General features: G+C 69.4%; 28 protein-coding genes. 16 read left to right on the top strand and 12 right to left on the bottom strand.

The genetic code is table 11. The annotated features are described in order from the left end of the window. Positions 1 to 8: 8 nt before the first annotated feature. The 11 genes from AC07RM_RS01595 to AC07RM_RS01545 form a co-directional block, all read right to left on the bottom strand. Entirely contained in the window at positions 9 to 461 is a 453-nt protein-coding gene (locus AC07RM_RS01595; RefSeq protein WP_208507629.1) for a VOC family protein, read from the bottom strand. Between the two features lie 3 nt (positions 462 to 464). Continuing rightward, a complete protein-coding gene (locus AC07RM_RS01590) occupies positions 465 to 1,238 on the bottom strand; it encodes an SDR family NAD(P)-dependent oxidoreductase (RefSeq protein ID WP_203207251.1) in 774 nt (257 codons plus the stop codon). Positions 1,239 to 1,251: 13 nt separating this feature from the next. Beyond that, a complete protein-coding gene (locus tag AC07RM_RS01585) occupies positions 1,252 to 2,427 on the bottom strand; it encodes an NAD(P)/FAD-dependent oxidoreductase (RefSeq protein ID WP_495332459.1) in 1,176 nt (391 codons plus the stop codon). A gap of 23 nt (positions 2,428 to 2,450) precedes the next feature. After that, positions 2,451 to 3,248: an NAD(P)H-dependent oxidoreductase gene (locus AC07RM_RS01580; protein WP_495332457.1), complete on the bottom strand. Its 798-nt coding sequence runs from the start codon at positions 3,246 to 3,248 to the stop codon at positions 2,451 to 2,453. Between the two features lie 33 nt (positions 3,249 to 3,281). Further along, complete coding sequence (locus AC07RM_RS01575; protein ID WP_296794092.1) at positions 3,282 to 4,052, bottom strand: AraC family transcriptional regulator; 771 nt, start codon at positions 4,050 to 4,052, stop codon at positions 3,282 to 3,284. 23 nt (positions 4,053 to 4,075) lie between these two features. Further along, positions 4,076 to 4,795, bottom strand: coding sequence for a histidine utilization transcriptional repressor HutC (gene hutC / locus AC07RM_RS01570; RefSeq protein WP_057593077.1), 720 nt, complete (start codon positions 4,793 to 4,795; stop codon positions 4,076 to 4,078). Between the two features lie 66 nt (positions 4,796 to 4,861). Continuing rightward, a complete protein-coding gene (locus AC07RM_RS01565; protein ID WP_495332455.1) occupies positions 4,862 to 5,605 on the bottom strand; it encodes an amino acid ABC transporter ATP-binding protein in 744 nt (247 codons plus the stop codon). Positions 5,606 to 5,620: 15 nt separating this feature from the next. Further along, a complete protein-coding gene (locus AC07RM_RS01560) occupies positions 5,621 to 6,760 on the bottom strand; it encodes an amino acid ABC transporter permease (RefSeq protein WP_495332453.1) in 1,140 nt (379 codons plus the stop codon). Positions 6,761 to 6,775: 15 nt separating this feature from the next. Next, the gene (locus AC07RM_RS01555; RefSeq protein WP_431514086.1) at positions 6,776 to 7,651 is read right to left on the bottom strand and encodes an ABC transporter substrate-binding protein; all 876 of its coding nucleotides are present in this window, start codon (positions 7,649 to 7,651) and stop codon (positions 6,776 to 6,778) included. Between the two features lie 70 nt (positions 7,652 to 7,721). Then, positions 7,722 to 8,681 carry a Bug family tripartite tricarboxylate transporter substrate binding protein gene (locus AC07RM_RS01550; RefSeq protein ID WP_495332450.1) on the bottom strand — a complete coding sequence of 320 codons (960 nt, stop codon included), beginning with the start codon at positions 8,679 to 8,681 and terminating at the stop codon, positions 7,722 to 7,724. 134 nt (positions 8,682 to 8,815) lie between these two features. Next, complete coding sequence (locus AC07RM_RS01545) at positions 8,816 to 9,766, bottom strand: TauD/TfdA family dioxygenase (protein ID WP_495332448.1); 951 nt, start codon at positions 9,764 to 9,766, stop codon at positions 8,816 to 8,818. Positions 9,767 to 10,265: 499 nt separating this feature from the next. On the opposite strand from AC07RM_RS01545, the gene AC07RM_RS01540 reads away from it, so the two are divergent. The 10 genes from AC07RM_RS01540 to cuyB all read left to right on the top strand — a co-directional run bounded on the left by AC07RM_RS01540 (position 10,266) and on the right by cuyB (position 19,152). After that, on the top strand, positions 10,266 to 10,907 hold the full coding sequence (locus AC07RM_RS01540; RefSeq protein WP_093349641.1) for a GntR family transcriptional regulator: 642 nt from the start codon (positions 10,266 to 10,268) through the stop codon (positions 10,905 to 10,907). Positions 10,908 to 10,962: 55 nt separating this feature from the next. Then, positions 10,963 to 11,877 carry a LysR family transcriptional regulator gene (locus AC07RM_RS01535; RefSeq protein WP_093349644.1) on the top strand — a complete coding sequence of 305 codons (915 nt, stop codon included), beginning with the start codon at positions 10,963 to 10,965 and terminating at the stop codon, positions 11,875 to 11,877. Positions 11,878 to 12,143: 266 nt separating this feature from the next. After that, a complete protein-coding gene (locus tag AC07RM_RS01530) occupies positions 12,144 to 12,995 on the top strand; it encodes a transporter substrate-binding domain-containing protein (protein ID WP_296782369.1) in 852 nt (283 codons plus the stop codon). Positions 12,996 to 13,047: 52 nt separating this feature from the next. Continuing rightward, a complete protein-coding gene (locus AC07RM_RS01525) occupies positions 13,048 to 13,797 on the top strand; it encodes an amino acid ABC transporter ATP-binding protein (protein WP_093349649.1) in 750 nt (249 codons plus the stop codon). A 21-nt stretch (positions 13,798 to 13,818) separates the two neighbouring features. Then, positions 13,819 to 14,499, top strand: coding sequence for an amino acid ABC transporter permease (locus tag AC07RM_RS01520; protein WP_093349652.1), 681 nt, complete (start codon positions 13,819 to 13,821; stop codon positions 14,497 to 14,499). Between the two features lie 21 nt (positions 14,500 to 14,520). After that, positions 14,521 to 15,207: an amino acid ABC transporter permease gene (locus tag AC07RM_RS01515; RefSeq protein ID WP_057593062.1), complete on the top strand. Its 687-nt coding sequence runs from the start codon at positions 14,521 to 14,523 to the stop codon at positions 15,205 to 15,207. Between the two features lie 45 nt (positions 15,208 to 15,252). Then, entirely contained in the window at positions 15,253 to 16,188 is a 936-nt protein-coding gene (locus AC07RM_RS01510) for an N-carbamoyl-D-amino-acid hydrolase (RefSeq protein ID WP_296782365.1), read from the top strand. Positions 16,189 to 16,208: 20 nt separating this feature from the next. Beyond that, positions 16,209 to 17,720, top strand: coding sequence for a dihydropyrimidinase (gene hydA, locus AC07RM_RS01505; RefSeq protein ID WP_495332446.1), 1,512 nt, complete (start codon positions 16,209 to 16,211; stop codon positions 17,718 to 17,720). Beyond that, entirely contained in the window at positions 17,717 to 18,406 is a 690-nt protein-coding gene (locus AC07RM_RS01500; RefSeq protein WP_495332444.1) for an aspartate/glutamate racemase family protein, read from the top strand. Before hydA ends, AC07RM_RS01500 begins: the two co-directional genes overlap by 4 nt. Continuing rightward, positions 18,403 to 19,152, top strand: a complete 750-nt coding sequence (gene cuyB, locus AC07RM_RS01495; RefSeq protein WP_495332442.1) for a cysteate racemase — start codon at positions 18,403 to 18,405, stop codon at positions 19,150 to 19,152. The genes AC07RM_RS01500 and cuyB overlap by 4 nt, the downstream gene beginning before the upstream one ends. 42 nt (positions 19,153 to 19,194) lie before the next feature. Here cuyB and msrA read toward each other — a convergent pair whose 3' ends face one another. Further along, complete coding sequence (gene msrA, locus AC07RM_RS01490) at positions 19,195 to 19,947, bottom strand: peptide-methionine (S)-S-oxide reductase MsrA (RefSeq protein ID WP_495332440.1); 753 nt, start codon at positions 19,945 to 19,947, stop codon at positions 19,195 to 19,197. Positions 19,948 to 20,172: 225 nt separating this feature from the next. Between msrA and AC07RM_RS01485 the strand changes: the two genes are divergently transcribed. The 6 genes from AC07RM_RS01485 to AC07RM_RS01460 all read left to right on the top strand — a co-directional run bounded on the left by AC07RM_RS01485 (position 20,173) and on the right by AC07RM_RS01460 (position 26,156). After that, entirely contained in the window at positions 20,173 to 20,643 is a 471-nt protein-coding gene (locus AC07RM_RS01485) for a DUF305 domain-containing protein (protein ID WP_495332438.1), read from the top strand. A gap of 45 nt (positions 20,644 to 20,688) precedes the next feature. Next, positions 20,689 to 22,185, top strand: coding sequence for a YncE family protein (locus AC07RM_RS01480; RefSeq protein WP_495332436.1), 1,497 nt, complete (start codon positions 20,689 to 20,691; stop codon positions 22,183 to 22,185). Positions 22,186 to 22,228: 43 nt separating this feature from the next. Beyond that, positions 22,229 to 22,792, top strand: coding sequence for a sigma-70 family RNA polymerase sigma factor (locus AC07RM_RS01475; RefSeq protein ID WP_495332434.1), 564 nt, complete (start codon positions 22,229 to 22,231; stop codon positions 22,790 to 22,792). After that, a complete protein-coding gene (locus tag AC07RM_RS01470; protein WP_495332432.1) occupies positions 22,789 to 23,613 on the top strand; it encodes an anti-sigma factor family protein in 825 nt (274 codons plus the stop codon). Before AC07RM_RS01475 ends, AC07RM_RS01470 begins: the two co-directional genes overlap by 4 nt. A gap of 179 nt (positions 23,614 to 23,792) precedes the next feature. Further along, positions 23,793 to 24,305: a peptide-methionine (R)-S-oxide reductase MsrB gene (gene msrB / locus AC07RM_RS01465; RefSeq protein ID WP_495332430.1), complete on the top strand. Its 513-nt coding sequence runs from the start codon at positions 23,793 to 23,795 to the stop codon at positions 24,303 to 24,305. 30 nt (positions 24,306 to 24,335) lie between these two features. Continuing rightward, complete coding sequence (locus tag AC07RM_RS01460; protein WP_495332428.1) at positions 24,336 to 26,156, top strand: cytochrome c biogenesis protein DipZ; 1,821 nt, start codon at positions 24,336 to 24,338, stop codon at positions 26,154 to 26,156. The last annotated feature ends 5 nt before the right edge of the window (positions 26,157 to 26,161 follow it).

Raw genomic sequence — 26,161 nt, 5'->3', positions numbered from 1 at the left:
CCTCGCTGCTATTTGCCCGGATGGTGGGTCGCCCGCGTGAGCAGCGTGACGCCCGCGCCCTCGGCGCTGTCGTAGTAGGTGAAGCCCGTGCGGTTCGCGCGGCGCCCGCGCATCAGCACCGGCAGGCCCAGCGCGGTGGCCTGCGCCTGCGCGGCATCGGCGTCGGGCACCTCGAAGCCGACGTGGAACACGCCCTCGCCCTTGCTGTCCAGGTGCAGCCGCTGCGGCGTCGGCTCGTCGCCGGGCTGGCACAGCTGGAGCTGCACGCTGGGCAGGTTGCACACGCGGTACTTGAGTGCGAGGAAGCCGGGCTTGCTGGGCGCCTCGAGCTCCTCGTACTCGGCCAGCGGCGGGTATTCGGTCCAGGGGCCGATGCCGATCGACTCGTAGTAGGCCTGCGTCCGGTCGATGTCGTGCACCACGATGCAGAGGTGATGCAGCTTGGCGAAGGGATGCGTCATCGCTCAGCCCTTGACCGGGACCACGTAGTTCAGCACGCGCCGGCCGCCGTCCACGTACATGGTCTCGCCCGTGATGTAGGAGGCATCGTCGCTCGCCAGGAAGGCGACCACCGAGGCGATCTCGGAGGGCTGGCCATAGCGGCCCAGCGGCGTGCGCGAGAGGATGGCATGGTTGCCCGCGCTCTGCACGAAGGCGCCGGCCACCATGTCGGTCATGATGGTCCCGGGCCCGACGCCGACCACGCGGATGCCGTGCGGCGCGAAGGCCACCGCGGCGGTCGAGGTCACCTGGTTCATGCCGCCCTTGGAGATCGCGTACGGCGCGACATTGGGATTGGCCAGCCCCGAGTTGATCGAGGACATGTTGATGATCACCCCGCCCTTGCCGCGCGCGACCATCTCGCGGCCCGCCGCCTGGGTGCCGTAGAAGGCGCCCTTGAGATTGACGTCGAGCACCCGGTCGAGCATCTCCTCGGTGACGTCGAGGAACTCCACCACCGGCGCGATGCCGGCGTTGTTCACCATGATGTCGAGGGTGCCGAAATGCCGGACCGCCGCCTCGACCAGGCCCACCACCTCGCTCTTCTTCGACACGTCGGCGCGTACCGCGAAGACGTTGGCCGCCGGGCCGATCTCGGCGGCCGTCTTCTCGAGGGTCTGCGCATCGATGTCCGACACGACCACCTTCGCGCCCTCGGCCAGAAGCCGCTCCGCCGTCGCGCGCCCGATGCCGCGCGCGGCGCCCGTCACCACTGCCACCTTGCCTGCCAGTCTCATGGCGATCTCCTTTTCAGTAAACGATGGATTCGAACAAGGGCGTGGCGCTGCGGATGCGCGCCCAGCCCAGGGGACTCATGTCGATGCTGCGGAACGCGCCCGTCGTGATCAACTCGGCCACGCCGCGGCCGACCGCCGGCGCGTGCATCACGCCATGGCCCGAGAAGCCGGTCGCGAAGATCAGGTTGCCGAGCTCGTCATGCGGGCCGACCACGCCGTTGTGGTCGAGCGTGTTGACTTCGTAGTGCCCGGCCCAGGCGCGTTGCAGCCGCAGTTCCTCCATGGCCGGGATGCGCTTGGCGAGCAGGGGCCAGAACAGCGACTCCATCAGGTCGTGGTGCGGCTCGAAGTCGCCGTCGGCGTCCCCGTCGCTCTCGGCCGGGGGCTGGATGCCGCCGATGAAGCCCTCCCCTTCGGGCCGGACCCAGATGCCGCTCGAATCGAACAGCATCGGAAGCTCGCTCGCCTTGAACGGCGTCTTGAACGAGAACACGGTGCGCTTCTTCGGCACCACCGGCAGCGCAATGTCCAGCAAGGCGGCCAGGCGGCCAGAGAGCGCGCCCGCGGCCAGCACGCAGAAGTCGCAGGCCAGCACCTCGCCGTTCGACAGCTCGACGCCGGTCACGCGCGCGCCACCGGTGCGGAAGCCGCAGGCCGTCGCCTCCACGTAGTCCACGCCGAGCCGCCGCGCCGCGCGGCGCACCTCCGACAGCAGGCTCCAGGCATCGAACCAGCCTTCGTGCTGCACGCCCAGCGTTCCGATGCCGACGTCGCCGAAGTCCACGCCCGGATAGCGCGCGGCCAGCTCGTCGGGATCGAGCACCCGGATGTCGGCGCCATGGCTGCGCTGCATGCGCACGGCCTCCAGCCGCTGCGTGACCTGGTCGTGGCCGCCGAGGATCAGGTAGCCGCGCTCGCGGTAGCCGATGTCGGCCTGGTCGCCGAACACGGCCTTGATGTCGCGGAACATCCGGGCGCCGTACAGGCTCATCCGGATGTTCGCGGCCGTGCCGAACTGGGTGCGTATCGAGGCCGCGGACAGCGCCGTCGACGAGAACTGGTACGAGGCATCCTTCTCGACCACGGTGATCGGGCCCGCGAAGCCGGCCTGGCGCAGCGACCAGGCGCAGAAGCTGCCGATGATGGCGCCGCCGACGATGACGACGCGGGGTGTGTTGGAAGAGGACATGCGGGTTTCCTGCACAAGGGCGGTCAAGCGCCGGACGACGCCGCGAAGGCCGATGCCGAGGCCTCGAAGCTCTGCCCGGCGCGCGGATTCCACTGCACGCCCGAGCGCGCCACCACGCCCGGCTTGAGCCGCTGCGATTCGTCGTAGTCGCCCCAGGGATGGAAGAACAGCGGCTCGATGTGCTCGATGCCGCGCAGGCGCTCGGCATGGGCATCGAGGCAGGCCTGGCGCTCCTGCGGCGACAGCCGCGCGGGCATCCAGGCGGCGAAGGGCGGCAGCACCGTGAAGCCGGTATAGGCCAGGATGCCGTTGTGGATCGGCCAGAGCACGTGATGGAGATCGCCGTCGATGCCGTTCGGCTCGTAGAGCGTGGAGGCGGTGCCCGTAGTGATGCTGAGCATCGCGCGCTTGCCCCTGAAATGCCCGGTCTCGTACTTGCGCCCCGCCGAGTAGGCGAAGCCGCGGCTCAGCACGCGGTCGACCCAGCCCTTGAGGATGGCGGGCATCGAGAACCACCAGAGCGGAAACTGCAGCAGCACGAAGTCGGCGGCCGCCAGCCTGGCCTGCTCGGCCGCCACCGCGGGGTGCTGCGTGTCGGCCGCGAAGGCATGCTCCTGCTCTCGCGAGAGATCCAGGTAGTCGGCGTTCGCGCGCCCGCCCTCGAAATCTGCGGGGCCCAGCGCCGGGTTCCAGCCCATGCGGTAGAGATCGCTGACGACCACCGAATGGCCCATGCGCTCGAGCTCGCGGACCGCGGCGTCCTTCAGTGCGCCGTTGAACGATGCGGGTTCGGGGTGGGCATAAACGATCAGGCAGTTCATGCCGCGAATTCTGAGCGCCGGGCTCAGGCGCAGCTAGAACGTACGGCGCACCGGGTTGCGGTTTTCTGCATAGTCGCGGCGCGAGGCGCGGTACTGCGCCGGCGTCATGTTCGTCGCCACCTTGAACTGGCGCGAGAAGGCGCTGTGGTCGGCATAGCCGCAGGCGGCCGACACCTCCGTGATCGAGGCCGGCGTCTCCTCGAGCAGCTGGCAGGCCTTGTCGATGCGCTTCTTCATCAGCAACTGCTTGGGCGTCACGTGGAAGACCTCGAGCACCAGGCGCGCCAGCGTGTCCATCGACACCGAGGCATGGGCGGCCGCCTCGGCGATCAGCACCGGTCCGTCGAGGCCGGCGTCGATGAAATCGAGGAAGCGCCGCAGCCGCCGGTAGCTGTGGTGGCGCTCGTTGGGGCGCGGCAGGTCGCGCGACAGCCCGGCCAGGCCGACGATGCGCCCATCGGCATCGAGCAGCGGGAACTTGGAGCTCAGGCACCAGTAGCGGTCGCCGCGCCAGGTCTGGTACATGCGCAGCAGCTCGCGCATCGGCCGGCCGCTGTCGATGACCTCGAGGTCCTGCGCCACCGTGCTCAGGCCGCTGGCCGGGAACAGCTGGTCCGCGGTCTTGCCCACCACGCTCTCGCCGTCCTGGAGGCCGGCGCGGTCGATCAGCGTCTGGTTGGCCCAGAGATAGCGGCCCTGCTGGTCCTTGACGTAGAACAGCACGTCGGGCAGCCGGTCGAACAGGGTTTCGATCAGCCCGGGCGTGCGCGTGAGCCACGCCTGCACCTGTTCGTCGAGTCGCATGATGCGTTCCGGCCCGGCGAGGTTCAGGGCGAGGGCCGGAACCGGCTGCCCAGGCTGTAGCGCGAGGCCGGGTTCAGGCAGCGCACCCAGGTCACGGGCACCTCGCGCAGCCAGGTGCGCCGCGTCAGCTGCAGGCAGGGCTCGGTGGGCTTCATCTCGAGGATGCGCGCCTGCTCCGCCGTCGGCATGACGGCATCGACCACGTGCTCCACCAGATCGGCCTGCACCAGCGAGAGCAGGTATTCGCCCGGCGTGATGTCCGAGAAGTCCTGGTCGAGGAAGGCCGGCGCCATCTTCGGGTTGACGTAGCGGTCCTCGAGCTGCACGGGCACGCCGTTCTCGAGGTGCACGCTCTGCAGCCGGAAGATCGACTGCCCCGGCAGCATGTTGAGCCAGGCCGCGATGTCGGGCGCGGCCGCCACCCGCTCGCGCGACAGGCCGCGCCACCGGTGCTCGTGGCCGCGGGCCCGGATCTCGCTCGCGATGTTGGCGATCTGCAGCAGCGTGGACTGCGGCTTCTTCTCCGCCACGAAGGTGCCGACCCCCGCCACGCGCACGATCCGGCCCGCGTTCGCGAGCTCGCGCAGCGCCTTGTTGACGGTCATGCGCGAGACGCCGAACTGCGTGACCAGCTCCAGCTCCGAAGGCAGCCTCTGGCCCGGCTGCCAGGTGCCGTCGAGGATGCCCTGCGTCACATGGGCCTTGATTCGCTCGTGCAGGGTCGTCGTCATTCCCTCGAGCATGCCACGGCCGCCCTCGTCGCCCGGAGCGTCGGAGCGCGGCCGGCGGCCGGCACCACGATCGCTCATCTAGATGCGCTTCGCCTCTCGGATGCTGCGCAGGAAGGAACGGGTCCGGTCCTGCTGCGGCTCGCCGAAGATCTGTTCGGGCGGTCCCTCCTCGCAGACGACGCCGTCGCACAGGAAGCAGACCTTGGACGAGACCTCGCGCGCGAAGCCCATCTCGTGCGTGGCCAGCAGCATGGTCATGCCTTCGTTGGCGAGGTCGCGCACGATGTTGAGCACTTCCGACACCAGCTCGGGATCGAGCGCCGAGGTGATCTCGTCGAGCAGCAGCACCATCGGGTCCATGGCCAGCGCGCGCACGATCGCCACGCGCTGCTGCTGGCCGCCCGACATGCGGTCGGGATACTCCCTGGCCTTGTGCGCGAGGCTGAAGCGCTTGAGCAGCGCCATCGCGCGGTCCTCGGCCTCCTCCCTCGACTGCTTGAGCACCTGGATCGGCGCCAGCGTCACGTTCTGCAGCACGGTCATGTGCGGGAACAGGTTGTAGCCCTGGAACACGATGCCGATGTCGCGCCGCAGCGAGTTGACGTCGACGCCCGGCCCGGTGATGCGGTCGCCGTGCACGCGGATCTCGCCCGCGTCGATGGGCTCCAGCCCGTTGATGCAGCGCAGCAGCGTCGACTTGCCGGAGCCCGAGGGACCGATCAGGCTCACCACCTGGTGCTCCTCGACCGCCATCGCCAGCCGGTTGAGCACCGGCAGCTCGCCGTAGGACTTCGAAATTTCCCTGATCTCGATGAAGGACATGTGTGGGGACTCGGTTTATGCGTTGCCAGCGCGCATGCGGGCGCGATCGCGGCGGGCCATGCGCTCCACGAAGCGCGTCTGCGGGATGGAGATGACGATGAAGAGCAGCGCGACGGTGGTCGCGGCCGACAGGTTGTAGTAGTTGGAGGCCACGATCATCGATTGGTTGAAGGAGTCGACCACCCCGACCACGTTGACCAGCGCGGTGTCCTTCTGCAGCGCGATGAAGGCATTGAGCAGCGGCGGGATGATCTGGCGCACGCCCTGGGGCACGACCACGAAGCGCAGCGTCTGCATGTGCGACAGCCCCAGCGAGCGCGAAGCGGCCGTCTGGCTCCAGTGCACGCTCTGGATGCCCGCGCGGTAGATCTCGGCCACGTAGGCACCGACCGTCAGGGTCAGCGCGATCACCACATAGGTCGTGAGCGACAGGTCCTTGAGGATGGGCACGCCCGTCAACGGCAGGCCGAAGCCGACCAGGTAGATCACCAGCACCGCGGGGATCGAGCGGAACACGTCGACGTAGGCGGTGGCGATGAAGCGCAGCGGCTTGCCGGCCGCCCCGGGCGCGAACATGGCGAGCGCCACGATCAATCCCCAGACCAGCACCAGCACCTCGGCGATCAGGAAGATCTTCACGTTGACCCAGAACGCATCGAGGACCAGCGGGAAGGTCTTCACGATCAGCGGCACCAGGAAGAAGGTCTTGGCGACCGCCTGGTTGTTGGCCAGCAGGAACTGGAAGCCCAGCACCACGATGAACTGCGCCAGCGTGTGGCCGAGCGCGATCCAGCTCTGCACGTAGGCGTCGGAGCGCTCGATGCGCGCCGCCACGATGTCCATGCGCAGCGCCGCCGCGCGCACGCCACGGCAGCGCTGGAAGGCGCGCCACAGCGGCCGGACCACGGCCAGCGACGCGAGCGCGAGGACCCCGGCCCCGGCCGTGATCCACCAGCCGTCCCAGGCGCTGCCCCGCAGGGCCTCGCGCAGGGACTGCAGGGTGTACCAGCTGGCCGCGACGACCAGGATCACGCCCGCCAGCGCGAAGAGGAAGAGCATCAGCGGCACCTTCGGCATGCCTCCGATGTTCAGGCGGCGCTCCTGCCCCGCGACGGGCGAAGGCAGGCCGGCGGACTGCTGCGTTGCACTGTTCATGGTCGGATCTCGGTCTCAGGGATTGAAGACGGGCACTTTGGTGGGATCGGCGCCGAGGCTGGGCGTCAGGTACTGGTTCGCCAGGCGCGCGAAGGTGCCGTCGCGCTTCATCTCGTCGATCAGCTTGTTGAAGGTCGCCATGTTCTGCGAGTCCTTGTTGACGAGGCCGCCCCAGCGCTCGCCCGTGTCGTAGCGGCCGACCACCTCGAACAGGCCGTTCGACTGCTTGGCGCGCGCCAGCAGGTTGGGCGTGTCGTAGAGCACGGCATCGACCTGGCCGGCCGCCAGCGCCGCGTACATCGCAGCCGCCTCGGCGAAGACCTTGGGCTGTTCCACCGGCTTGACGTTGTCGGCGAGGTAGCCAAGGATGGTCGTGCCCTGCTTCACGCCCAGGCGCAGCTTCTTGATGCTCTCCTTGTCGACCTTGACGCCGGCCTTCACGAGGATGCCCTGGTCCGAGCTGAAGTACGGCTCGGTGAAGTTCACCACCTTCTTGCGCTCGTCGGTGATGGTGATCTGGCTCAGCGCGATGTCGAAGCCCTGCGCCTGGCCGGTGAGGATCTGCGCGAACGAGCGGTTCACCACCACCACCTTGTCGAGGCCGGCGCGGTAGGCCATGTTGGCGGCCATGCAGTATTCGAAGCCGTCCTTGATGGTGTCGATCGAGTCGCCGTTCCACCAGCCCGGCGAGGGCAGCACGGGCCGCACGGACAGCGCGCCCGGCACCACGGTCTCGAGCTTCACCGAGCCGCGCTGGCCCGTGACTTCGCACTTGCCGTAGTCCGGTGCCGCGGAAGCCGCGAACGAGGCGGCGCTCACGAGGAGGGCCGCGAGTGCCGAGGCGATCGGCCTGGCGTGGGAGGTGGTTCGCTGGCGCTGGGGGGATGTCATGTCGGGGCTCCGTTGGGTTGGTTGGAATCGAGGGGAAAAAGCGGTCCGGGTGGCGAGAGATGCGTGGTGTTCAGGGCGTGACTTCGATGCGGTGGTCTTGAATGATCCGGCCCCAGCGGGTGGTCTCCTTGTCGATGCCGGCCTGGAACTCGGCCGAGGACATCGGCAGGTAGATCAGGCCCTGCGCGGCCAGCAGCTTCTGGATCTCCGGGGTCTGCGCGGCATCGCCATAGGCCTTGTATAGCTTCGCGACGATCGCGGCCGGCGTGCGCGCCGGCGCGATCAGCGCATACCAGGACAGCACCGGATCATCGAGCAGGCCGAGCTCCTTGAGCGTCGGCACCTCGGGGAACTGCGCGACGCGCTCGGCCGTGGTGACGGCCAGCGGCCGCAGCTTGCCGGCCTTGATGAAGGGCTGCAGGCTCGACAGCGTGTCGAAGGTGGCGTGCACGTCGCCCGCGATGACCGCGGGCAGGGCTTCGTTGGTGCCCTTGTAGGGCACGTGGACGATCTGGATGCCGGCCTTGGCGTTCACCAGCTCGAAGGTCAGGTGCGCGGGGCTGCCGAGTCCGACCGAGGCGAAGTTGTAGGCGCCGGGCTTCGCACGCGCCGCCTCGACCAGGTCGCGCGCCGACTTGAACTGCGAGGTGACCGGCACCACCAGCACCAGCGGCGAGGCGGCGAACATCGCGATCGGCAGCAGGTCCTTCTTCACGTCGTAGGGCATCTGCTTGTAGAGCACCGGATGGATCGTCAGCGGCCCGAGGTTGCCCATGCCGACGGTGTAGCCGTCGGGCGCGGAGCGCGCCACGTCCGACACGCCGATGCGGCCCGCGGCACCGGGCTTGAAGTCCAGCACCACCGGCTGCCCCAGCGCCTGCCCGACGCGGTCGTTGAACGCGCGGGCGATGGTGTCGTTGAGTCCGCCGGGCGGCCAGGGCACCACGAAACGGATCGGCCGGCTCGGCCAGTCCTGCGCCGAAGCCGCGCCGGCCGTGCAGACCAGGAACGCCACGGCCAGCCATCGCATCCATCGATTCATAGAAACCTCTCGAGAACTCATGCAGGTTGCAGAAGGCAGCACTCCTTGGCGAAGGAGTCCTGCAGCGAAGAGAAAGACCGAGAGCCCGGGCCCGCGCGGGCATCGGGCGGCGCGGTGCTGCTTCAGACCGGCAGCGCCGCCGCGGGCTGCGCGATGCCGCCGTGCGGCTTGCCCGAACCGACATCGCCCCACAGCACCGCATGGTCGGGCGGCAGCGCGCGCGAATTGGGCACCGACAGCCACAGCCGCATGAGCATGCGGTCCTCGCCGGTCTGCACGTTGTCCTTGAAGGCCGTGCGGCCGTGGTAGATCACGTGGTTGTTGAGCAGCTGGATGTCGCCGGGTGCGAAGCGCATCTCGAAGCATTCCTCCTCGGCCACCGCCATCAACAGCTGGATGGCTTCGTGCTCGGCCTCGCCGAGCTTGCGCACGTCGGGCAGCATCTGCGCATTCTCGATGTAGGTCAGCGAGAAATGGCTCGTGAGCTTGCCATCGCGCACGCCGAAGATCGGCAGGTCGTAGGCCACGTGCTCGCCACCGGCCTCCTCGCCGAAGCGGCTGCGCGGAATCGGCCTGCACAGCAGTGCATGCAGATCGGGCCGGCGCTCGAGGATGCGGTTGTAGACGGTCGCGCTGCTCGCGAGCTTGCTGACGCCGCCTTCGGAGGCCTGGCGCACGCACAGCAGCCCGACCACGTCGCAGCGGTCGGTGTGGAAGCGCAGCTGTCCCGGCGACAGCGTGCGCGCGCCCGAGGACAGGAACTGCTTGCCGTGCTCGTCGACGGTCGCGCCGTAGAGCTTGGCGCCCACGCCCATCCCCTCGTCCTTGATCTCGCGCATCACCTCGCCGCGGTAATTCTGGTACATCGGCGTGCCCAGGTGCGCGCCCAGCGCGTACCAGATCCGGCGCAGCTGCTCCTGCTGGTAGCGCCCGACCTCGAGGCCGCGGATCTTGACCATGCCCGAGCCGTTCTCGAGCTCCTCGCGCACCTCGTCGAAGAAGGCCTTGGCATCGGGCAGCGGGAAGTTCTGGCGGTCGATCCCGCGCCAGTCGAGGCCCTCGGTCTTTTGCAACGCAGTATCGATTTGATCCAGAACGACGGCGGGAAACTGTTTGACCCACCGATGGTTTTGGCCCATCTCGGCGCCCGACCAAACGCAGGCGCCGCTCAGATAACTCGACTCGGACATGAACTCTCCAGAAAGATGATTGGGCTTTGTCTACTGATGTATAGACAGGTACAGATGTTAGGCAGCCATTCGCTTCCACCGCAACGGGCACGAGGGCAAATCAAGGGGAAATACCTACAAATGGCTCCATGATTGAATTCAGGATTGGATCCAATGTGGGGCGCAAAGCACACATTCGGCGCCTGGTAGGCCCCCTCCGGACTTCGGAAAAACGGCGAGCAAGAAGCGTTCCAGATTGGATCCAATCCAGGATCTAGGTTTTAACCGCTGCGGCCGCCGCCGGCTATACAGGATGTCCCGGGCACCCCCGCCCAAGGGATCCGAAATGGGATCTTCCGTAGAATCCCCCGCAGTTCATGGCGACGACAACAAGGGAGTTCGAATGGTGGCCCAGGCACCGACCGGCGAGCAGATCCTCTCGGCCGATTCCGTCACGGAATCCTTGCGGCAACTGATCCTGAGCGGCGAACTGGGGATCGGCGTGCAACTCAAGCAGCAGGCGCTGGCCGAGCGCTTCGGCGTCAGCCGCATCCCGGTGCGCGAGGCCCTCAAGCGGCTGGAGGCCGAGGGCCTGATCGAGCACCGCGCCCACGCGGGCTCGACCGTGGCATCGCAGTCGATCAAGGACCTGGTCGAGGCGCTCGACATCCGCATCGCGCTCGAGACCCGCGCGCTCAAGCTCGCGATCCCGCACCTGCGCCCCGCGCACCACCGCGCCGCGCGCGAGATCATCGCGCGCTACGACGGCAGCGAATCGCCGCAGGAATGGGCCGACCTGAACCTCGAGTTCCACCTGACGCTCTATCGCCCCTGCGGGCGCGACAAGCTGCTCAAGATGATCGAGGAGAGCGTGCGCGGCATCGCGCGCCACCTGCGGGCGCTGCAGTCGCACAAGGTGGGGCGCAAGTCCTCGCAGTCCGAGCATTCGCAGATCCTCAAGGCCTGCATCGCCAAGAACATCCCGCTGGCGGTGGAACTGCTCGAGAAGCACATCGAGCACACGCAGGCGGCGCTGCAGGAATAGGCGCCCGCGGCGCGGTCCCGGTGGCCGGCGCGATGTAGCGCTAAAGTTCCGCGCCATGAATCTGCGTCAAATCGAAGTGTTCCGCGCCATCATGGCCACCGGCTCCGTGAGCGATGCCGCCCGCCTGCTGCATGTGTCCGTTCCCGCCGTGAGCCGGGTGCTCTCGCACACCGAAACCCAGCTCAACTTTCCGCTCTTCATGCGCATCAAGGGCCGGCTGTCGCCCACGGCCGAGGCGCGGCGCCTGTACCACGAGGTCGAGGACGTCTACCAGGGCGTGCAGCGCATCAGCGACCTCTCGCACGAACTCATGGCGCGCCGCTCGGGCCTGATCAGCGTGGTGTCGAGCCCGGGCATCGGCCACATGCTGGTGCCGATGGCGATCGCGCACTACCACCAGGCCAATCCCGAGACGCGCGTGCACTTCAAGTGCCTCAACCAGGACCTGCTGCGCGAGCGCCTGCTGAGCCGGCACTTCGACCTCGGCATCTCGCTCGAGGCGGTGGACCATCCGAACCTCATCACGATGCCGGTCGCGCGCTGCCGCATCGTGTGCATCTGCCCGCACACGCATCCGCTGGCCGCGCGCAACGCGGTCGGCGCGCAGGACCTGCTGCCCTACGACCTGATGTCGTACCCGCGCGGCACGCCCTTCGGCGAGCTGGTGCGCCACTTCTTCGCGTCGCTCGACGAGGCCCCGCGCACCATGCTCGAGGTGGGCTCGCCGCAGAACGCCTGCGCGCTCACGCACCTGGGCGCGGGCATCGCGCTGGTCGACGAGTTCTCGCTGCAGGCCTGGCCCGACGCGCGCTTTCGCATCCTGCCGGTGGAGGGCATCGAGCCGCTGGTCGCGCACCTCGTGCACCTGCGCACCGACCCGCTCTCGCCGGCCGCCGAAGCCTTCGTGCGCACCCTGCGCAGCGTGCTGATGCAGCGCGGACTCGCCGCGCCGCAAGCGCAGGAAGACTGATCGCCGCCTCGGTCCGGCCCGGCGCCCGAGACCAGGGAATGCCCCAATAGCATGCGCTTCGCACCGCATATAAGCACGCCAAAACATGGCGCACCAGCCCGGGGCCAGGTGTTAACCAGCGCGTAAGGACGCCGCACAAAGCATCAATCGACGCCGCTTTTCTCGCTCGAAATAATTCGTCGCATCGCCACCGCACACCACCGCGGTGCAGTTCGCTCCCCGCGAACCCCGCCGTTTTGATCGCGACTATTTCTGGAGAAAAGCCCATGTTCCGTCACCTCAAGTCCCTGCTGGCGCCGCTGGCCTTCGCCCTCATCGCAGGTGCCGCCGGCACCGCCGCCGCCCAGCCCGCGCCGCTGCGCACCGGCGTCGATCCCAACTTCCCGCCGCATGCCTTCCCCAAGCTCAGCGGCGGCTACCAGGGCTTCAACGTCGAGCTCGGCGAGGAGATCGCCAAGCGCCTCGGCCGCCGCATCGAGATCGAGGGCGCGCAGTACTCGGCGCTGATCCCGGCGCTCAACGCGGGCAAGTTCGACTTCCTGATGGCGCCGACCACGGTGTCGCCCGAGCGTGCGAAGTCGGTGCTGTTCACCGAGGGCTACCTCGAGAACAACTTCACGCTGGTCGTGAAGAAGGAGCGCAACGACATCCAGCGCCTGGAAGACCTCAAGGGCAAGACCATCGCCGTGAACAAGGGCTCGGGCCCCGAGGAATGGGCGCGCAACAACCAGGCGCAGTACGGCTACGAGATCGCCGTCTACGGCACCAACGCCGACGCGGTGCAGGCCGTGATCTCGGGCCGCGGCGACGCCAACCTCGCGGGCGTCACGCCCTCGGCCTGGGCCGTGAAGAGCGCGCCGGCGATCAAGACCACCTTCGTCATCAAGACCGGCTCGGTCTGGGCCATTCCGTTCCGCATCGACGACAAGGCCGGGCGCGACCAGGTGAGCAACGTGCTCAAGTGCATGAAGCTCGACGGCTCGCTGCAGAAGCTGCACACGAAGTGGTTCGGCGCCGAGCCCGCGGCCGACTCGGCCACGGTGGTCTCGCCGGCCGGCCACGGCATCCCGGGCCTGTTCGGCTACGAGGCCACGAGCGCCAAGCCGGTCTGCAAGTAAGCGCGCCCCTGCCCTTCCCGTCCACCCCGTCCCCCATCAGCCGAGCATCGCCGTGACGTCTTCCCCGCTCCTGCAAGTCCGCAACCTGCACAAATCCTTTGGCAGCGTTCCCGTGCTCAATGGCATCGACCTCGATGTGCAGGCGGGCGAGCTGGTCTCGGTGATCGGCCCCTCGGGCTCGGGCAAGAGCACGCTGCTGCGCTGCTGCAACCGCATGGAGGACGCGAGCCGCGGCGAGGTGCGCGTGGAAGGCCACGACATCTATGCGCGCGGCGCCAACCTGAACCGGCTGCGCGAGCGCGTGGGCATGGTGTTCCAGGCCTTCAACCTCTATCCGCACCTCGACGTGCTGGGCAACGTGACGCTGGCGCTGCGCAAGGTCAAGAAGATGGCGCGCGACGCGGCCGAGCACAGCGCCATGGAGGCGCTCGCGCGCGTCGGCATGGAGCACAAGGCGCGCGTGCGCCCCACCCAGCTGTCGGGCGGCCAGCAGCAGCGCGTGGGCATCGCGCGCTCGATCGCGCTGAAGCCCGCGCTGGTGCTGTTCGACGAGCCGACCAGCGCGCTCGACCCCGAGATGGTCGGCGGCGTGCTGCAGGTGATGCGTGAGCTGCGCGCCGACGGCATGACCATGGTGGTGGTGACGCACGAGATGGGCTTCGCCAAGGCGGCATCCGACCGCGTGGTGTTCATGGACGGCGGCGCCATCGTCGAGCAGGGCTCGCCCGCGCAGGTGTTCGAGGCGCCGGTGCATGCGCGCACCGCGGCTTTCATCGCCAGCATCGGCAGCCGCGCGCTCTGAGCGACCGACCGGAAGCGCCGCATGCAGTTCGACAAGCTCGTCTTCACCTTCTTCAACGGCGACATCGCCGCGCGCTACCTGCCCCAGGTGCTGGACGGCGCGCGCGTGACGATCGAGCTGGGCCTGGCCGTGATCGCCGCCGGCCTGGCGCTGGGCATCGTGCTGGCCTACCTGCGCAGCCTGCCGGTGCGCGGGCTGCCGCTGCTGGTGTCGACGCTGGTCGACATCCTGCGCGCGCTGCCGCCGCTGGTGCTGATCATCCTGTTCTATTACGCGCTGCCCTTCCTCGGCCTGTCGCTCGGTGCCTTCGCCTCGACCTGGCTGGCCCTGACGCTGGTGCTCGCGGCCTTCTCCGAGGAGGTGTTCTGGGCCGGCATCGAGTCGCAGCCGCGCGGCGTGATGGAGGCCGCGCGCTCCACCGGCCTGAGCCACACGCAGGCCATGGTGCACGTGCTGCTGCCGCAGTCGTGCCGGCTGATGGTGGCGCCGCTGACCAACCGCGTGATCGCCATTACCAAGGGCACGGCCTACGGCTCGGTGGCCGCGCTCAACGAGATCCTGAACCAGGCCACCTCGGCCACCAGCTTCGCGGGCAATCCCACGCCGCTGATGATGGGCGCGCTGGGCTACCTCGTGATCTTCCTGCCCGTGGTGGTCGCCGGGCGCTACATCGAGCGGCGCCACGGCGCGGGCCGCCACTGACGCCGCCGAACGGAGCCCTCCATGGAACTCATCCTCCAGTACTTCTTCAACCTCGGCGTGGTGCGCGAGGTCGGTCCCTACATCCTGCAGGGCCTGCTCAACACGCTGCTGCTGTCAGCCTGGGTGATCCCGCTCGGGCTGGCGGCCGGCATGGTGCTGGCTTTGGCCGGCTTCGTGATCCGCAACCGGCTGGTGCGCGCGCTGCTCGTTGTCTACATCGACTTCTTCCGCGCCTTCCCGCCGCTGGTGCTGCTGATCTTCCTCTATACCGGCCTGCCCTACCTCGGCATGGAGCTCTCGCCCATGGCCTGCGTGGCGCTGGGCTTCATGCTCAACAACTCGAGCTACTTCGGCGAGATCCTGCGCGCGGGCCTGGAGTCGGTGCCGCGCGGCCAGCGCGAGGCCGCGCTGTCCACCGGCATGGGCCGCCCGGCCAGCCTGCTGTTCGTGGAGATCCCGCAGGCGGTGCGCAACGTGTTCCCCGACCTCGTGAGCAACATGATCGAGGTGGTGAAGCTCACCACCATCGCCAGCGTGGTGTCGGTGCCCGAGATGCTGTATGCCGCGCGCTCCGCGCAATCGATGCTCTACAACCCCACGCCCATCGTGCTGGCCGCGCTGATCTATCTCGCGCTGCTGTGGCCGCTGGTCGTGCTGCTGGGGCGGCTGGAGAAACGCCAGCGCCGCCCGAATCCCAAGGCCGCCTGAGGCGCCTGACCCCTACAACCACCAACGCTGATTGAGGAAGCAATGATGACAAGCAAACGTACCCTGGGCCTGGCCGTCGCCCAGATGGGCCCGGTACACCTGGCGGACACCCGCGAGGCGGTCGTGCGCCGCATGGTCGAGCTGATGCGCGACGCCAAGGGCCGCGGTGCCGAGATGGTCGTGTTCCCCGAGCTCGCGCTCACCACCTTCTTTCCGCGCTACTGGATGGACGAGGCCGAGGCCGAGGCCCGCTTCTTCGAGCCGGCCATGCCCAATGCGCAGGTGCAGCCGCTGTTCGACGAGGCGAAGGCGCTCGGCCTGGGCTTCTACCTCGGCTATGCCGAACTGACGCCCGAGGGCACGCGCTACAACACCGCGATCATCGTGGACCGCGCGGGCGCCATCGTCGGCAAGTACCGCAAGATCCACCTGCCCGGCCATTCCGAGCACAAGCCCGAGGCGCCGTTCCAGCACCTGGAGAAGAAGTTCTTCGAGGTCGGCGACCTGGGCTTCCGCGTCTTCGACACCATGGGCACGCGCTTCGGCATGTGCCTGTGCAACGACCGGCGCTGGCCCGAGACCTATCGCGTGATGGCGCTGCAGAGCGCCGAGGTGGTGGTGCTGGGCTACAACACGCCCTCGCTCAACATCCACTGGAACGAGCCGGTGCACCTGCGCACCACCACGCACCTGGTGTCGCTGCAGGCCAATGCCTACCAGAACGGCATCTGGGTGGCCGCGGCCGCCAAGTGCGGCTCGGAGGACGGCCACCACATGATCGGCAGCTCGGCCATCGTCGCGCCCACGGGCGAGATCGTGGCGCGCTCGCTCACGGAAGAGGACGAGGTGATCTGCGTGAAGGCCGACATGTCGCTGGGCGAATACTTCCGCCAGCACGTGTTCAACTTCGCCAAGCACCGCCGCCCCGAGCACTACCGCCTGATCGTCGAGCGCACGGGCGCGGGCGAGCCGCTGGTCTGAACGCGCGCACGGAACCCCTCATGGACACCACCATCGCTTCGCTGATCGGCGAAGAACCCTTCGACCTCACGATCCGCGGCGGGCGCATCGTCACCGACGGCCGCGTGGTCGAGGGCGACCTCGGCGTGCGCGACGGCCGCATCGCCGCCATCGGCGGCTCGCTGCCGCCGGGCCGCCGCGACGTCGACGCCACCGGCCGCTGGGTGCTGCCCGGCGGCATCGACAGCCACTGCCACGTCGAGCAGCGCTCGGGCATGGGCATGATGTGCGCCGACGACTTCTACTCGGCCACCGTGTCGGCCGCCTTCGGCGGCACCACCACCATCCTGCCCTTCGCGGCGCAGCACCGCGAGATGTCGGTGCCCGAGGTGCTGGCCGACTACAGCCGGCGCGCGGCCGAGAAGGCGGTGATCGACTACGGCTTCCACCTGATCCTGGCCAACCCCGACGACGCCACGCTCTCGACCGACCTGCCCGCGGCCATCCGCGACGGCATCACCTCGCTCAAGGTCTACATGACCTACGACCGCATGAAGCTCGAGGACTACCAGTTGCTCGAGGTGCTCGCGCTGGCGCGGGCCGAGGGCGCGCTGGTGATGGTGCATGCCGAGAACAACGACATGATCCGCTGGATCGCGCAGCGCCTGATCGACCGCGGCCACACCGCGCCCAAGTTCCATGGCGTGGCGCACGATCCGCTGGCCGAGACCGAGGCCACTTACCGCGCCATCGCACTCGCGCGGCTGGTCGACGTGCCGCTGCTGCTGGTGCACGTGGCTGGCGGCGACACGGTGGAAGTGATCCGCCAGGCCCAGACCCTGGGCGCCAACGTGCTGGCCGAGAGCTGCCCGCAGTACCTGTTCCTGACGGCGGACGACATGGACCGCCCGGGCCTGGAAGGCGCGATGTTCTGCTGCTCGCCGCCCGCGCGCGATGCCGATGCGCAGGAAGCCATCTGGCGTGGCCTGATCGACGGCACCCTGGCCACCTATTCGTCGGACCACGCGCCCTACCGCTTCGACGAGACCGGCAAGCTGCCCAAGGGCGACGCCACCACCTTCAAGGAAATGGCCAACGGCGTGCCCGGCATCGAGCTGCGCCTGCCGCTGCTGTTCAGCGAAGGCTTCCTCAAGGGGCGCATCGACATCCACCAGTTCGTGGCGCTCACCGCCACCAACCACGCGAGGCTCTACGGCCTGGCACCGCGCAAGGGCGCGATCGCGCTGGGCGCGGACGCCGACATCGCGGTGTGGAACGCCGAGCGCGAGACCACCATCAGCGCCGCCATGCTGCACGACAACGCCGGCTACACGCCCTACGAGGGCCGGACCATCCAGGGCTGGCCCGAGGTGGTCGTGAGCCGCGGCCGCGTGGTGATCGAGGACGGCGCGCTGCATGCCGAGCGCGGCAGCGGCCAGTACCTGCGCCGCGGCGCACCGGACCTCACGCGCCGCGCACCGGTGGCACCCGCGCAGCGCCCGCATGGCCATGTGCTGAAGGCGCTGATCGGCCTCGGGGAGGAGAAGGCATGAACACCGCCGCCAATCCGCCGCGCGTGCGCGTGCTGAACCCGAACAGCAGCGTCTCGGTGACCGAGGCCGTGGCACGCGCCTTCCGCGCCACCGTGCCGCCCGCGCAATGCGACTTCGATTGCGTCACGGCGCACGAGGGCCCGCAGGGCATCGTCACGCAGGACGACTTCGAGCTGGGCGCGCGCCTCGCGGCCGACGACGTGGCCGCGCATGCCGCCGAGGCCGATGCCTTCGTGCTGGCCTGCTTCAGCGACCCCGGCATCGCCGTCGCGCGCATGCGCAGCGAGCGCCCGGTCGTCGGCCTGGGCGAAGCCGGCATGCGTGCCGCCATGGCGCGCGGCGAGCGTGTGGGCGTGATCGCCATTGCCAGTGCCGCCATCCCGCGCCACCTGCGCTACTGGGAGGCACTGGGCGTGCGCGAGCGCGTCGTGGCGGAACGGCCGCTCGACCTGCCGGTGCACCTGTCGGGCGACGCCGCCCATGCGCTGGCGCCGATGATCGCGGCGGCGCGCCTGCTGGTCGACGAGGACGGCGCCGACGTCGTGCTGCTCGGCTGCGCCGGCATGGCCGAGCTGCGCGCCCCGCTCGAAGCCGCGGTGGGCGTGCCCGTGATCGACCCCTGCGAGGCGGCGGCCGAACTCTCGGCCCGGCTCGCGCGGGCCTGGCGCGACGGAGCCGCCACGTGATCGACGCCGCACCGCGGCGGCTGGGCGTGCTCGGCGGCATGGGTCCGCTGGCCGGCGCCGCCTTCGCGCTGCGCATGGTGCAGCTCACGCCGGCCGACAACGACCAGCAGCACATCCCCGTGCTGCTGTGCAACGACCCCGCCATTCCCGACCGCTCCTCGGCCTTCCTCGGCCAGGGGCCGAGCCCGCTGCCCGGCATGCTGCGCGGCATCGACACGCTGGTGGCCGGCGGCGCCGACTGCATCGCCATTCCCTGCAACACCGCCCACCTGTGGTTCGACGAGCTGCAGGCCGCCAGTCCGACGCGGCTGCTGCACATCGTCGAGGCCGTGGTGGCGGACCTGCGCCGCCAGGGCGTGACCGAGGGCAAGGTCGGCATCCTGGGCACGCCCGCGACCATCGCGATGGGGCTCTACCAGCGCCACCTGCGCGACGCCGGCTACGAGACCATCGAGCCTTCGCCCGAGGAGGTGCAGCGCCTGTGCGTGCCCGCGATCGCGGCCGTGAAGGCCAACCGCATCGACGAGGCTTTCGCGCCCGCGGCCGAAGGCATTCGCGCGCTCGCGCGGCAAGGCGCGCGCGCGGTGGTGCTCGGGTGCACCGAGCTGCCGCTGGCCGTTCCGGCGGCGCGGCGCGGCGAGTTCGATGTGGTGCTGACCGATTCGATCGATGCGCTGGCGCGCGAAGCCATCGGGCTGATGCGGCCCGCCGATGCGTCGGCTCACGCGTCCATGTCGCGCAGGTAGACCGGCAGATCCATCACGGGCGGCCGGCGCGGACCGGACCGGTCAGCCGGCCGCGCGACTGCCCACCAGCACCGGCGCGGCGCGATAGCGATCCGGGAACACCTTCTTGAGGTTCTCGATCTTGGGCAGGTCGTTGAAGACGATGTACGGTTGCGAGGGATTGCGCGTCAGGTAGTCCTGGTGATAGGCCTCCGCCGGGAAGAAGCGCTTCTCCATCTCGATGGTCGTGACGATCGGTTGGCCGAAACTCTTGAGCTGCCCGAGCTGTTCGATGTAGGCCTTGGCGACACGGGCCTGCTCCGCGTTCTGCGCGAAGATGGTCGAGCGGTACTGGGTCCCGCGATCGGGGCCCTGCCGGTTCAGCTCGGTCGGGTCGTGGGCCACCGAGAAATAGATCTGCAGGATGCGTCCGTAGCTGATCTGCCGGGGGTCGTAGGTGATGGCGACCGCTTCGGCATGGCCGGTTCTTCCGGTGCCGACCATCTCGTACTGCGCGGATTTCTCGTCGCCGCCGGCGTAGCCGGACACCGCGTTGACGACGCCCTTCACATGCTGGTACACGCCCTGGACGCCCCAGAAGCAACCGCCGGCGATGACCGCGACCTCGGTGGCCGCGGTCGGGGCGGCGGCATCGACCGTGGGCGCGGGAATCACGATGGCGCTTTCGGCGGCCAGGCTGGGCACCAGCCTGAAGGCGGCCAGGCCGGCCAGCCCGGCGGCGGCCCACAACGCGGCACGGCGCGACAGGGAGCGACCGGAGGACGCGGGCTCGATGGGTGTCGGGGAATCGTTCATGGGACGGGACCTTTCGTTGATGGGCGTGCGGTCGTGCGGCACGAGCCGGGCGGGCGCGCCTGTTCCTAGTTCGAACGCATCGCGCCCTCGGTTACACCGCGTCGCGAACGAACCGGCAAGCGACCGGCATCGGTGAACCCCGCAAAAGAAAAGTTCGAGCGCATGGAATAAGCGGTGCGCGGCGGCGTCTACGTCCGCAACAACCCTCCATTTAGAGGACTCCCGATGCTGACGACGATTCCCTCCCGCTTGCGGCGCCCTCGCGCGCTGTTCTTCGGTGCCGCGGCGCTGGCCTGCGCGGCCGTGGCCTTGGGCGCATGGCATGCGCCGCCGTCCGGCAAGGGCGGCGATGCCGGCCTCATGGCCCGGCTGATGGACGTCTGCACTTCGCGCGACCCCGCGCAGGCAGGCTTCGCCGCCGAGAACGACGCGGCCATGGCCCGGATGATGGCCGGCATGGACATCAAGTCCTCCGGCGACGTGGACCGCGACTTCGCCGAGATGATGATCGCGCACCACCAGGGCGCGATCGACATGGCGCAGGCCGAGCTGCGCCACGGCAGCAACGAGCAGCTGCGTCGCATCGCGCAGGAAATCATCGTCGAGCAGCAGCAGGAGATCGCCGCGATGCGGCTGGCGCTCGACCAGCCGCTGCCGCCCTCCATGCCCGCGCCCACGCAGCCCGCGCGCCCGTAGGCGCCGCCAGGTCCACCTTCACTTTCCTTCGAGCACCAGAACACCATGAAGAACCGCCCCTCTCCCCTCTTCCCCATCTTCCCCCGCTGGCTGACGGCCATGGCGCTGCTGGCCTCGGCCGCCTGCGCGCAGGCCGGCCAGGCGCCGCGTGCCGCCGCGGAGGCCGACATCGTGATGAGCCACCGCGACCGCGTCTATGCGGCCGAGCAGTTCTCCAACACGGTGTCGGTCACCGATCCCGTGGACAACAAGCTGCTGGGCGTGATCCGCCTCGGCGATCCCGCGCCCGGCAACTTCAGCCCGCTGTACCGCGGCCAGGTGCTGGTGCACGGCATGGGCTTCTCGCCCGACCACCGCACGCTCGCGGTGGTGTCGATCGGCTCGAACTCGGTGAGCTTCATCGACACCGCGACCAATGCGGTGAAGCACACCACCTACGTGGGCCGCTCGCCGCACGAGGCCTTCTACACGCCCGACGGCAAGGAGGTGTGGGTCACGGTGCGCGGCGAGAGCCATGTGGCGGTGCTCGACGCCGCCACCTTCGAGGAGAAGACGCGCATCGCCACGCCCAACGGTCCGGGCATGCAGATCTTTTCGCCCGACGGGAAGTACGGCTACATCTGCTCCTCGTTCAATCCCGAGACCGTGGTGATCGACACGGCCAGCAAGCAGGTGGTGGGCCGCGTGAAGCAGGACAGCCCGTTCTGCCCCAACATCGCCGCCACGCCCGACGGCAGGCAGGTCTGGTTCACGCTCAAGGACATCGGCCGCACGATGGTGTTCGACGCGAAGCCGCCGTTCGCGCCGATCAAGGCCTTCGACACCGGGCCGATCACCAACCACGTCAACTTCGCCACCACCGCCAAGGGCAGCTTCGCCTATGTCACCGTGGGCGGCCTCAACCAGGTCAAGGTGTTCCGCACCGACGACTTCTCGCAGGTGGCGACCATTCCCGTCGGCAAGCTGCCGCATGGCGTGTGGCCCTCGGGCGACGGCAAGCGCATCTACGTGGGACTCGAGAACGCCGATGCGCTGGCCGCGATCGACACGGCCACCCACACCGTGGTCGCGAACGTGCCCATCGGCCAGGCGCCGCAGGCGATCGCCTATGTGCCGAACGCGGTGCCGGCCGACGCGGGCGACGGCACGCAGGGCCTGCAGCCGCCGGGACTGGCCGGCCAGGTCGCCCACCTCTCGCTGGTGCCGGCCGGACCGCGCAAGGAAGCAACCCCGGCCGGCGCGCCGACCAGCGTCGCGCTCTTCGACCAGGGCCTGCTGCAGGTGCTGCAGGCCTCGGCGACGGGCCTGGAGCCGAAGCAGCCCTATGTGCTCGCGCTGGCCGACAAGCCCGATGGCAGCGGCACGCTGCAGCCGCTCGCCAGCTTCATGACCAACCCGGCGGGCGCCGCCATCGTGAATGCCATCGGGCCGATCCGCCAGCAGGTGAAGGGCGGCCCCGCGGGCGATACTCGGCGCTACCTGGTGATCGCGCCGCAGGTCGGCGGCAAGCCCTCGGCCCCGGTGCAGATCCAGGACCTTTGATGGCATCGGGCCTTCCCCTGACCCAGCAGCGCCGCGCGCATCCATGAGCGACCTGATCCTGCTCGTCGAGCCGATGATTCCCGCCTTGCGGCGCTATGCGCGCGCGCTGCTGCGGGATCGCGAATCGGCCGACGAACTGGTGCAGGACTGCCTCGAGCGCGTGATCGCGCGCTGGGCCCAGCGGCGCGAGGCCGAGGACACGCGGTCCTGGGTCTTCGCAATCCTGCACAACCTCGCGGTGCAGCGCATGCGCCAGCAGTCGCGCCGGGGCCTGCACCTGGCCATCGACGAGATCGACAAGATCGACGAAGAGGCGCTGGGCGTGCCTGCGCAGCAGGAGCATCGCGTGCGGCACCACGAACTGATGCGCGCGCTCGACGGCCTCTCGGAAGAGCAGCGCGCGGTGCTGCTGCTGGTCGCCGTGGAGGACCTGTCCTATGCCGAGGCCGCCGCGGCGCTCGGCATTCCGGTGGGCACCGTCATGTCGCGCCTGGCCCGCGCGCGCCAGCGGCTGCATCGCATGCTCGACGGTGTCGAGGCCATGGCACCGGCCGATCCGTCGCATGCCGAGCCTGCGGCACGCCCTCACCTGCGGAGACTCAAATGAACGTCGATCCACCCGACGCCCGACCCATCCTCGAAGAAGACCTGCATGCCTACGTCGATGGCGTGCTCGACCCGCGCCGCCATGACCAGGTGCGGGCGTATTTGCGGCAGCACGCCGATGTCGCCCACGAGGTCGAGGCCCATGCACGGCACCGGCGCGCGCTGCGCGAAGCGCTGGCCCCCATTGCCGAGGAACCGCTGCCGCCCGGGTTGAACCTCGCGCGCATGGTGGCCGAGCACGATCGGCAGGAAGCGCAGGCACGGCGCGAGCCCGCGCGGCGATGGCCGTGGGGCATGGCGGCCGCGCTGGTGCTCGCGCTCGGCGTCGGCGGCGGCGCCGGATGGTCGCTGCGTGGCGTGCAGGCCCCCGAGGGAAGCGGCATCTTCGCGCTGGGGCGCGAGGCGGCGCGCGGCTACGACGTCTACGCATCGGATGCCACGCGCCCCGTGGAGATGGGACCGTCCCAGCGCGCGGAGCTCGTCAGCTGGGTCTCGTCGCGGCTGGGACGGCAGGTCGCGATCCCCGACCTTTCGGCCGCGGGCTACGGCTTCGTGGGTGGTCGCCTGGTCATGACCGAGCATGGCCCGGCCGGCCTCTTCATCTACCAGGACGCGCAGGCCACGCGGCTCTCGCTGATGGTGCGGCCGATGGCCGTCGACCAGGACACGCCGACGATGAAGCGGATCGACGGCCCGCACACCGGCTATGCCTGGGCCGACCGCGGGCTGGGCTACGGCGTGGTGGGGGCGAACGAGGCCCGCGTGCTGCATCCGCTGGCCGACGAGATGCGGCGCCAGATCGGCGAGGAGCTCAAGGGGTAGGTCCACGGCAAGCGGCCGGCCCGTCGAGCCGGATGCCGGGGGCGTAACCTTTTGCCCCGGGCAACCGAACTAGCCTTCGAAGCGGCGGCGTTGCGCCAAGCTGGCGTCTCGCGCGTGCTTCGTTATATTCAACAGTACATATCGATGGCCGCCATCCGCCCCATCGTCCAGGAGTTGTCATGACCCATCGTTCGGATCGTCGTTTCTTCCTCGGTGCTTCGGCTTCGACGCTCGGGGCCGCGGTGGCCGCCGCCTGGGGCTGGCGCTCCGGTGCCGCGCAGGCCGCGGAGCCCGGCAAGTTCGAGGTCACCCGGACCGACGCCGAATGGCGCAAGCTGCTCACGCGGAACCAGTACGCGGTGCTGCGGCAGGACGGCACCGAGCGGCCTTACAGCAGCCCGCTCAACGACGAACATCGCGAGGGCCGCTTCGCCTGCGCGGGCTGTGCGCTCGATCTCTTCTCCTCGAAGACGAAGTTCGACAGCAAGACCGGCTGGCCCAGCTTCTGGCAGCCGTTGCCGAACGCCGTCGGCGAGACGAGCGACAGCTCCCACGGCATGACCCGCACGGCGGTGCATTGCCGCCGTTGCGGCGGGCACCTGGGCCATGTCTTCAACGACGGCCCCCAGCCCACGGGCCTGCGCTATTGCATGAACGGCCTGGCCATGAAGTTCGCGCCCGGCGCCGCCTGATTCCGATCCCGCGCACCCGGGCCTTCCACCATGCTGCTGTTCGTCGTCGCCTATCTGGGCGGGGTCCTGACCATCCTGAGCCCCTGCATCCTGCCGGTGCTGCCCTTCGTGTTCGCGCGTGGCGACCGGCCCTTCATGAAGAACGGGCTGCCGCTGCTGATCGGCATGGCCCTGACCTTCGCGGCCGTGGCCTCGCTGGCCGCGGTCGGCGGCGGCTGGGCCGTGGAGGCGAACCAGTACGGGCGCGTCGTGGCGATCGTGCTGATGGCACTGTTCGGGCTGGCGCTGCTGCTGCCGGGGCTGTCCGAGCGCCTCGCGCGGCCGCTCGTGGGCTGGGGCGAGCGGCTGTCCGCCTCGGCCGAAACCACCGGTGCGGGCGGATCGCCGCGCTCCGCCTTCGGCACGTCGCTGCTGCTCGGCGTGGCCACGGGCCTGCTGTGGGCGCCTTGTGCCGGCCCCATCCTCGGACTGGTGCTGACCGGCGCGGCACTGGGTGGCGCCAGTGTCCGGACCTCGCTGCTGCTGCTGGCCTACGCGGCGGGCGCGGCCACCTCGTTGGCCGGTGCGCTGCTGGTGGGCGGACGGCTGTTCAAGGCCATGAAGCGGTCGCTGGGCGCGGGCGAATGGATCCGCCGCGGCATCGGCGCGGCCCTGCTGTGCGGCGTGGCGGCCATCGCGCTGGGGCTGGACACCGGCGTGCTGGCGCAGCTCTCGCTGGCGGGAACCGCCTCGGTCGAACAGGCGCTGATCGACAAGGTGCGGCCCAGGGATGAATCGCCGCTGGTGACGACCGACCCCGATTCCACCGTGATGATGGCGCCCGGCAACGCCATGATGGCCGCCAATACCGCGATGCGGGCCGAGAGCGGCGGCGCCGCGGCGCTGCCGGTCGAAGACCAGGCCCCCGCGCTCGACGGCGCCGTGCAATGGCTCAACTCGCCACCCCTGCGCATGGAGCCCCTGCGCGGCAAGGTGGTGCTGATCGACTTCTGGACCTACTCCTGCATCAACTGTCTGCGCGCCCTGCCCTATGTGCGCGCATGGGCCGAGAAGTACAAGGACAAGGGCCTAGTGGTGATCGGCGTGCATGCGCCGGAGTTCGCTTTCGAGAAGAAGCTCGACAACGTGCGCAAGGCCGTGAAGGACCTGCAGCTCGACTATCCGGTGGCGGTCGACAACGACTATGCGATCTGGCGCGCCTTCAGGAACGAGTACTGGCCCGCGCACTACTTCATCGACGCGCAAGGGCGCATCCGCCATCACCACTTCGGCGAAGGCGCCTACGACGAGTCGGAGCAGGTCATCCGGCAGCTGCTGGCCGAGGCGGGACAAGGCGCGATGCCCGCCGAGCTCGTCAAGGTCGAGGCGCAAGGCGCGCAGGCCGCGGCGGACGCCGCGAACCTGCGATCGCCCGAGACCTACATCGGCTACGAACGCGCCGAGAACTTCGTCTCGCCCGGCGGCCCGGTCCGCGGCAAGGCGCACGGCTACACGGCGCCGTCCCGGCTCGAGGCCAACCAGTGGGCGCTCGGCGGCCGCTGGACCGTGGGCGGGCAAAGCGCCGTGCTCGACAAGGCACGGGGGCGCATCGCCTACCGCTTCCATGCGCGCGACCTGCACCTCGTGCTCGGATCGACGACGCCGGGGCATCCCGTGCGCATCAAGGTGACCCTCGACGGCAAGCCGCCCGGAGACGACCACGGCATCGACATCGATGCACAAGGCAATGGGGTGGTCGACGGCCAGCGCCTCTACCAGCTGGTGCGGCAGCGCGGCGCGGTGGCGGATCGGCGCTTCGAGATCGAGTTTCTCGATTCGGGCGTGGAGGCCTTCGCGTTCACCTTCGGTTGATCGCG

This window comes from Variovorax sp. GW821-FHT09B05, assembly GCF_059418265.1.
The sequence above is the reverse complement of the archived record's forward strand: the minus strand, read 5'-3'. Positions and strand labels throughout refer to the sequence as shown.

What these genes read in the sequence shown, in the direction of transcription:
- AC07RM_RS01595 (WP_208507629.1), bottom strand. Translation starts at nt 461, where the DNA reads ATGACGCATCCCTTCGCCAAGCTGCATCACCTCTGCATCGTGGTGCAC.
- AC07RM_RS01590 (WP_203207251.1), bottom strand. Translation starts at nt 1,238, where the DNA reads ATGAGACTGGCAGGCAAGGTGGCAGTGGTGACGGGCGCCGCGCGCGGC.
- AC07RM_RS01585 (WP_495332459.1), bottom strand. Translation starts at nt 2,427, where the DNA reads ATGTCCTCTTCCAACACACCCCGCGTCGTCATCGTCGGCGGCGCCATC.
- AC07RM_RS01580 (WP_495332457.1), bottom strand. Translation starts at nt 3,248, where the DNA reads ATGAACTGCCTGATCGTTTATGCCCACCCCGAACCCGCATCGTTCAAC.
- AC07RM_RS01575 (WP_296794092.1), bottom strand. Translation starts at nt 4,052, where the DNA reads ATGCGACTCGACGAACAGGTGCAGGCGTGGCTCACGCGCACGCCCGGG.
- hutC (WP_057593077.1), bottom strand. Translation starts at nt 4,795, where the DNA reads ATGCTCGAGGGAATGACGACGACCCTGCACGAGCGAATCAAGGCCCAT.
- AC07RM_RS01565 (WP_495332455.1), bottom strand. Translation starts at nt 5,605, where the DNA reads ATGTCCTTCATCGAGATCAGGGAAATTTCGAAGTCCTACGGCGAGCTG.
- AC07RM_RS01560 (WP_495332453.1), bottom strand. Translation starts at nt 6,760, where the DNA reads ATGAACAGTGCAACGCAGCAGTCCGCCGGCCTGCCTTCGCCCGTCGCG.
- AC07RM_RS01555 (WP_431514086.1), bottom strand. Translation starts at nt 7,651, where the DNA reads ATGACATCCCCCCAGCGCCAGCGAACCACCTCCCACGCCAGGCCGATC.
- AC07RM_RS01550 (WP_495332450.1), bottom strand. Translation starts at nt 8,681, where the DNA reads ATGCGATGGCTGGCCGTGGCGTTCCTGGTCTGCACGGCCGGCGCGGCT.
- AC07RM_RS01540 (WP_093349641.1), top strand. Translation starts at nt 10,266, where the DNA reads ATGGTGGCCCAGGCACCGACCGGCGAGCAGATCCTCTCGGCCGATTCC.
- AC07RM_RS01535 (WP_093349644.1), top strand. Translation starts at nt 10,963, where the DNA reads ATGAATCTGCGTCAAATCGAAGTGTTCCGCGCCATCATGGCCACCGGC.
- AC07RM_RS01530 (WP_296782369.1), top strand. Translation starts at nt 12,144, where the DNA reads ATGTTCCGTCACCTCAAGTCCCTGCTGGCGCCGCTGGCCTTCGCCCTC.
- AC07RM_RS01520 (WP_093349652.1), top strand. Translation starts at nt 13,819, where the DNA reads ATGCAGTTCGACAAGCTCGTCTTCACCTTCTTCAACGGCGACATCGCC.
- AC07RM_RS01515 (WP_057593062.1), top strand. Translation starts at nt 14,521, where the DNA reads ATGGAACTCATCCTCCAGTACTTCTTCAACCTCGGCGTGGTGCGCGAG.
- AC07RM_RS01510 (WP_296782365.1), top strand. Translation starts at nt 15,253, where the DNA reads ATGACAAGCAAACGTACCCTGGGCCTGGCCGTCGCCCAGATGGGCCCG.
- hydA (WP_495332446.1), top strand. Translation starts at nt 16,209, where the DNA reads ATGGACACCACCATCGCTTCGCTGATCGGCGAAGAACCCTTCGACCTC.
- AC07RM_RS01500 (WP_495332444.1), top strand. Translation starts at nt 17,717, where the DNA reads ATGAACACCGCCGCCAATCCGCCGCGCGTGCGCGTGCTGAACCCGAAC.
- msrA (WP_495332440.1), bottom strand. Translation starts at nt 19,947, where the DNA reads ATGAACGATTCCCCGACACCCATCGAGCCCGCGTCCTCCGGTCGCTCC.
- AC07RM_RS01485 (WP_495332438.1), top strand. Translation starts at nt 20,173, where the DNA reads ATGCTGACGACGATTCCCTCCCGCTTGCGGCGCCCTCGCGCGCTGTTC.
- AC07RM_RS01480 (WP_495332436.1), top strand. Translation starts at nt 20,689, where the DNA reads ATGAAGAACCGCCCCTCTCCCCTCTTCCCCATCTTCCCCCGCTGGCTG.
- AC07RM_RS01475 (WP_495332434.1), top strand. Translation starts at nt 22,229, where the DNA reads ATGAGCGACCTGATCCTGCTCGTCGAGCCGATGATTCCCGCCTTGCGG.
- AC07RM_RS01470 (WP_495332432.1), top strand. Translation starts at nt 22,789, where the DNA reads ATGAACGTCGATCCACCCGACGCCCGACCCATCCTCGAAGAAGACCTG.
- msrB (WP_495332430.1), top strand. Translation starts at nt 23,793, where the DNA reads ATGACCCATCGTTCGGATCGTCGTTTCTTCCTCGGTGCTTCGGCTTCG.
- AC07RM_RS01460 (WP_495332428.1), top strand. Translation starts at nt 24,336, where the DNA reads ATGCTGCTGTTCGTCGTCGCCTATCTGGGCGGGGTCCTGACCATCCTG.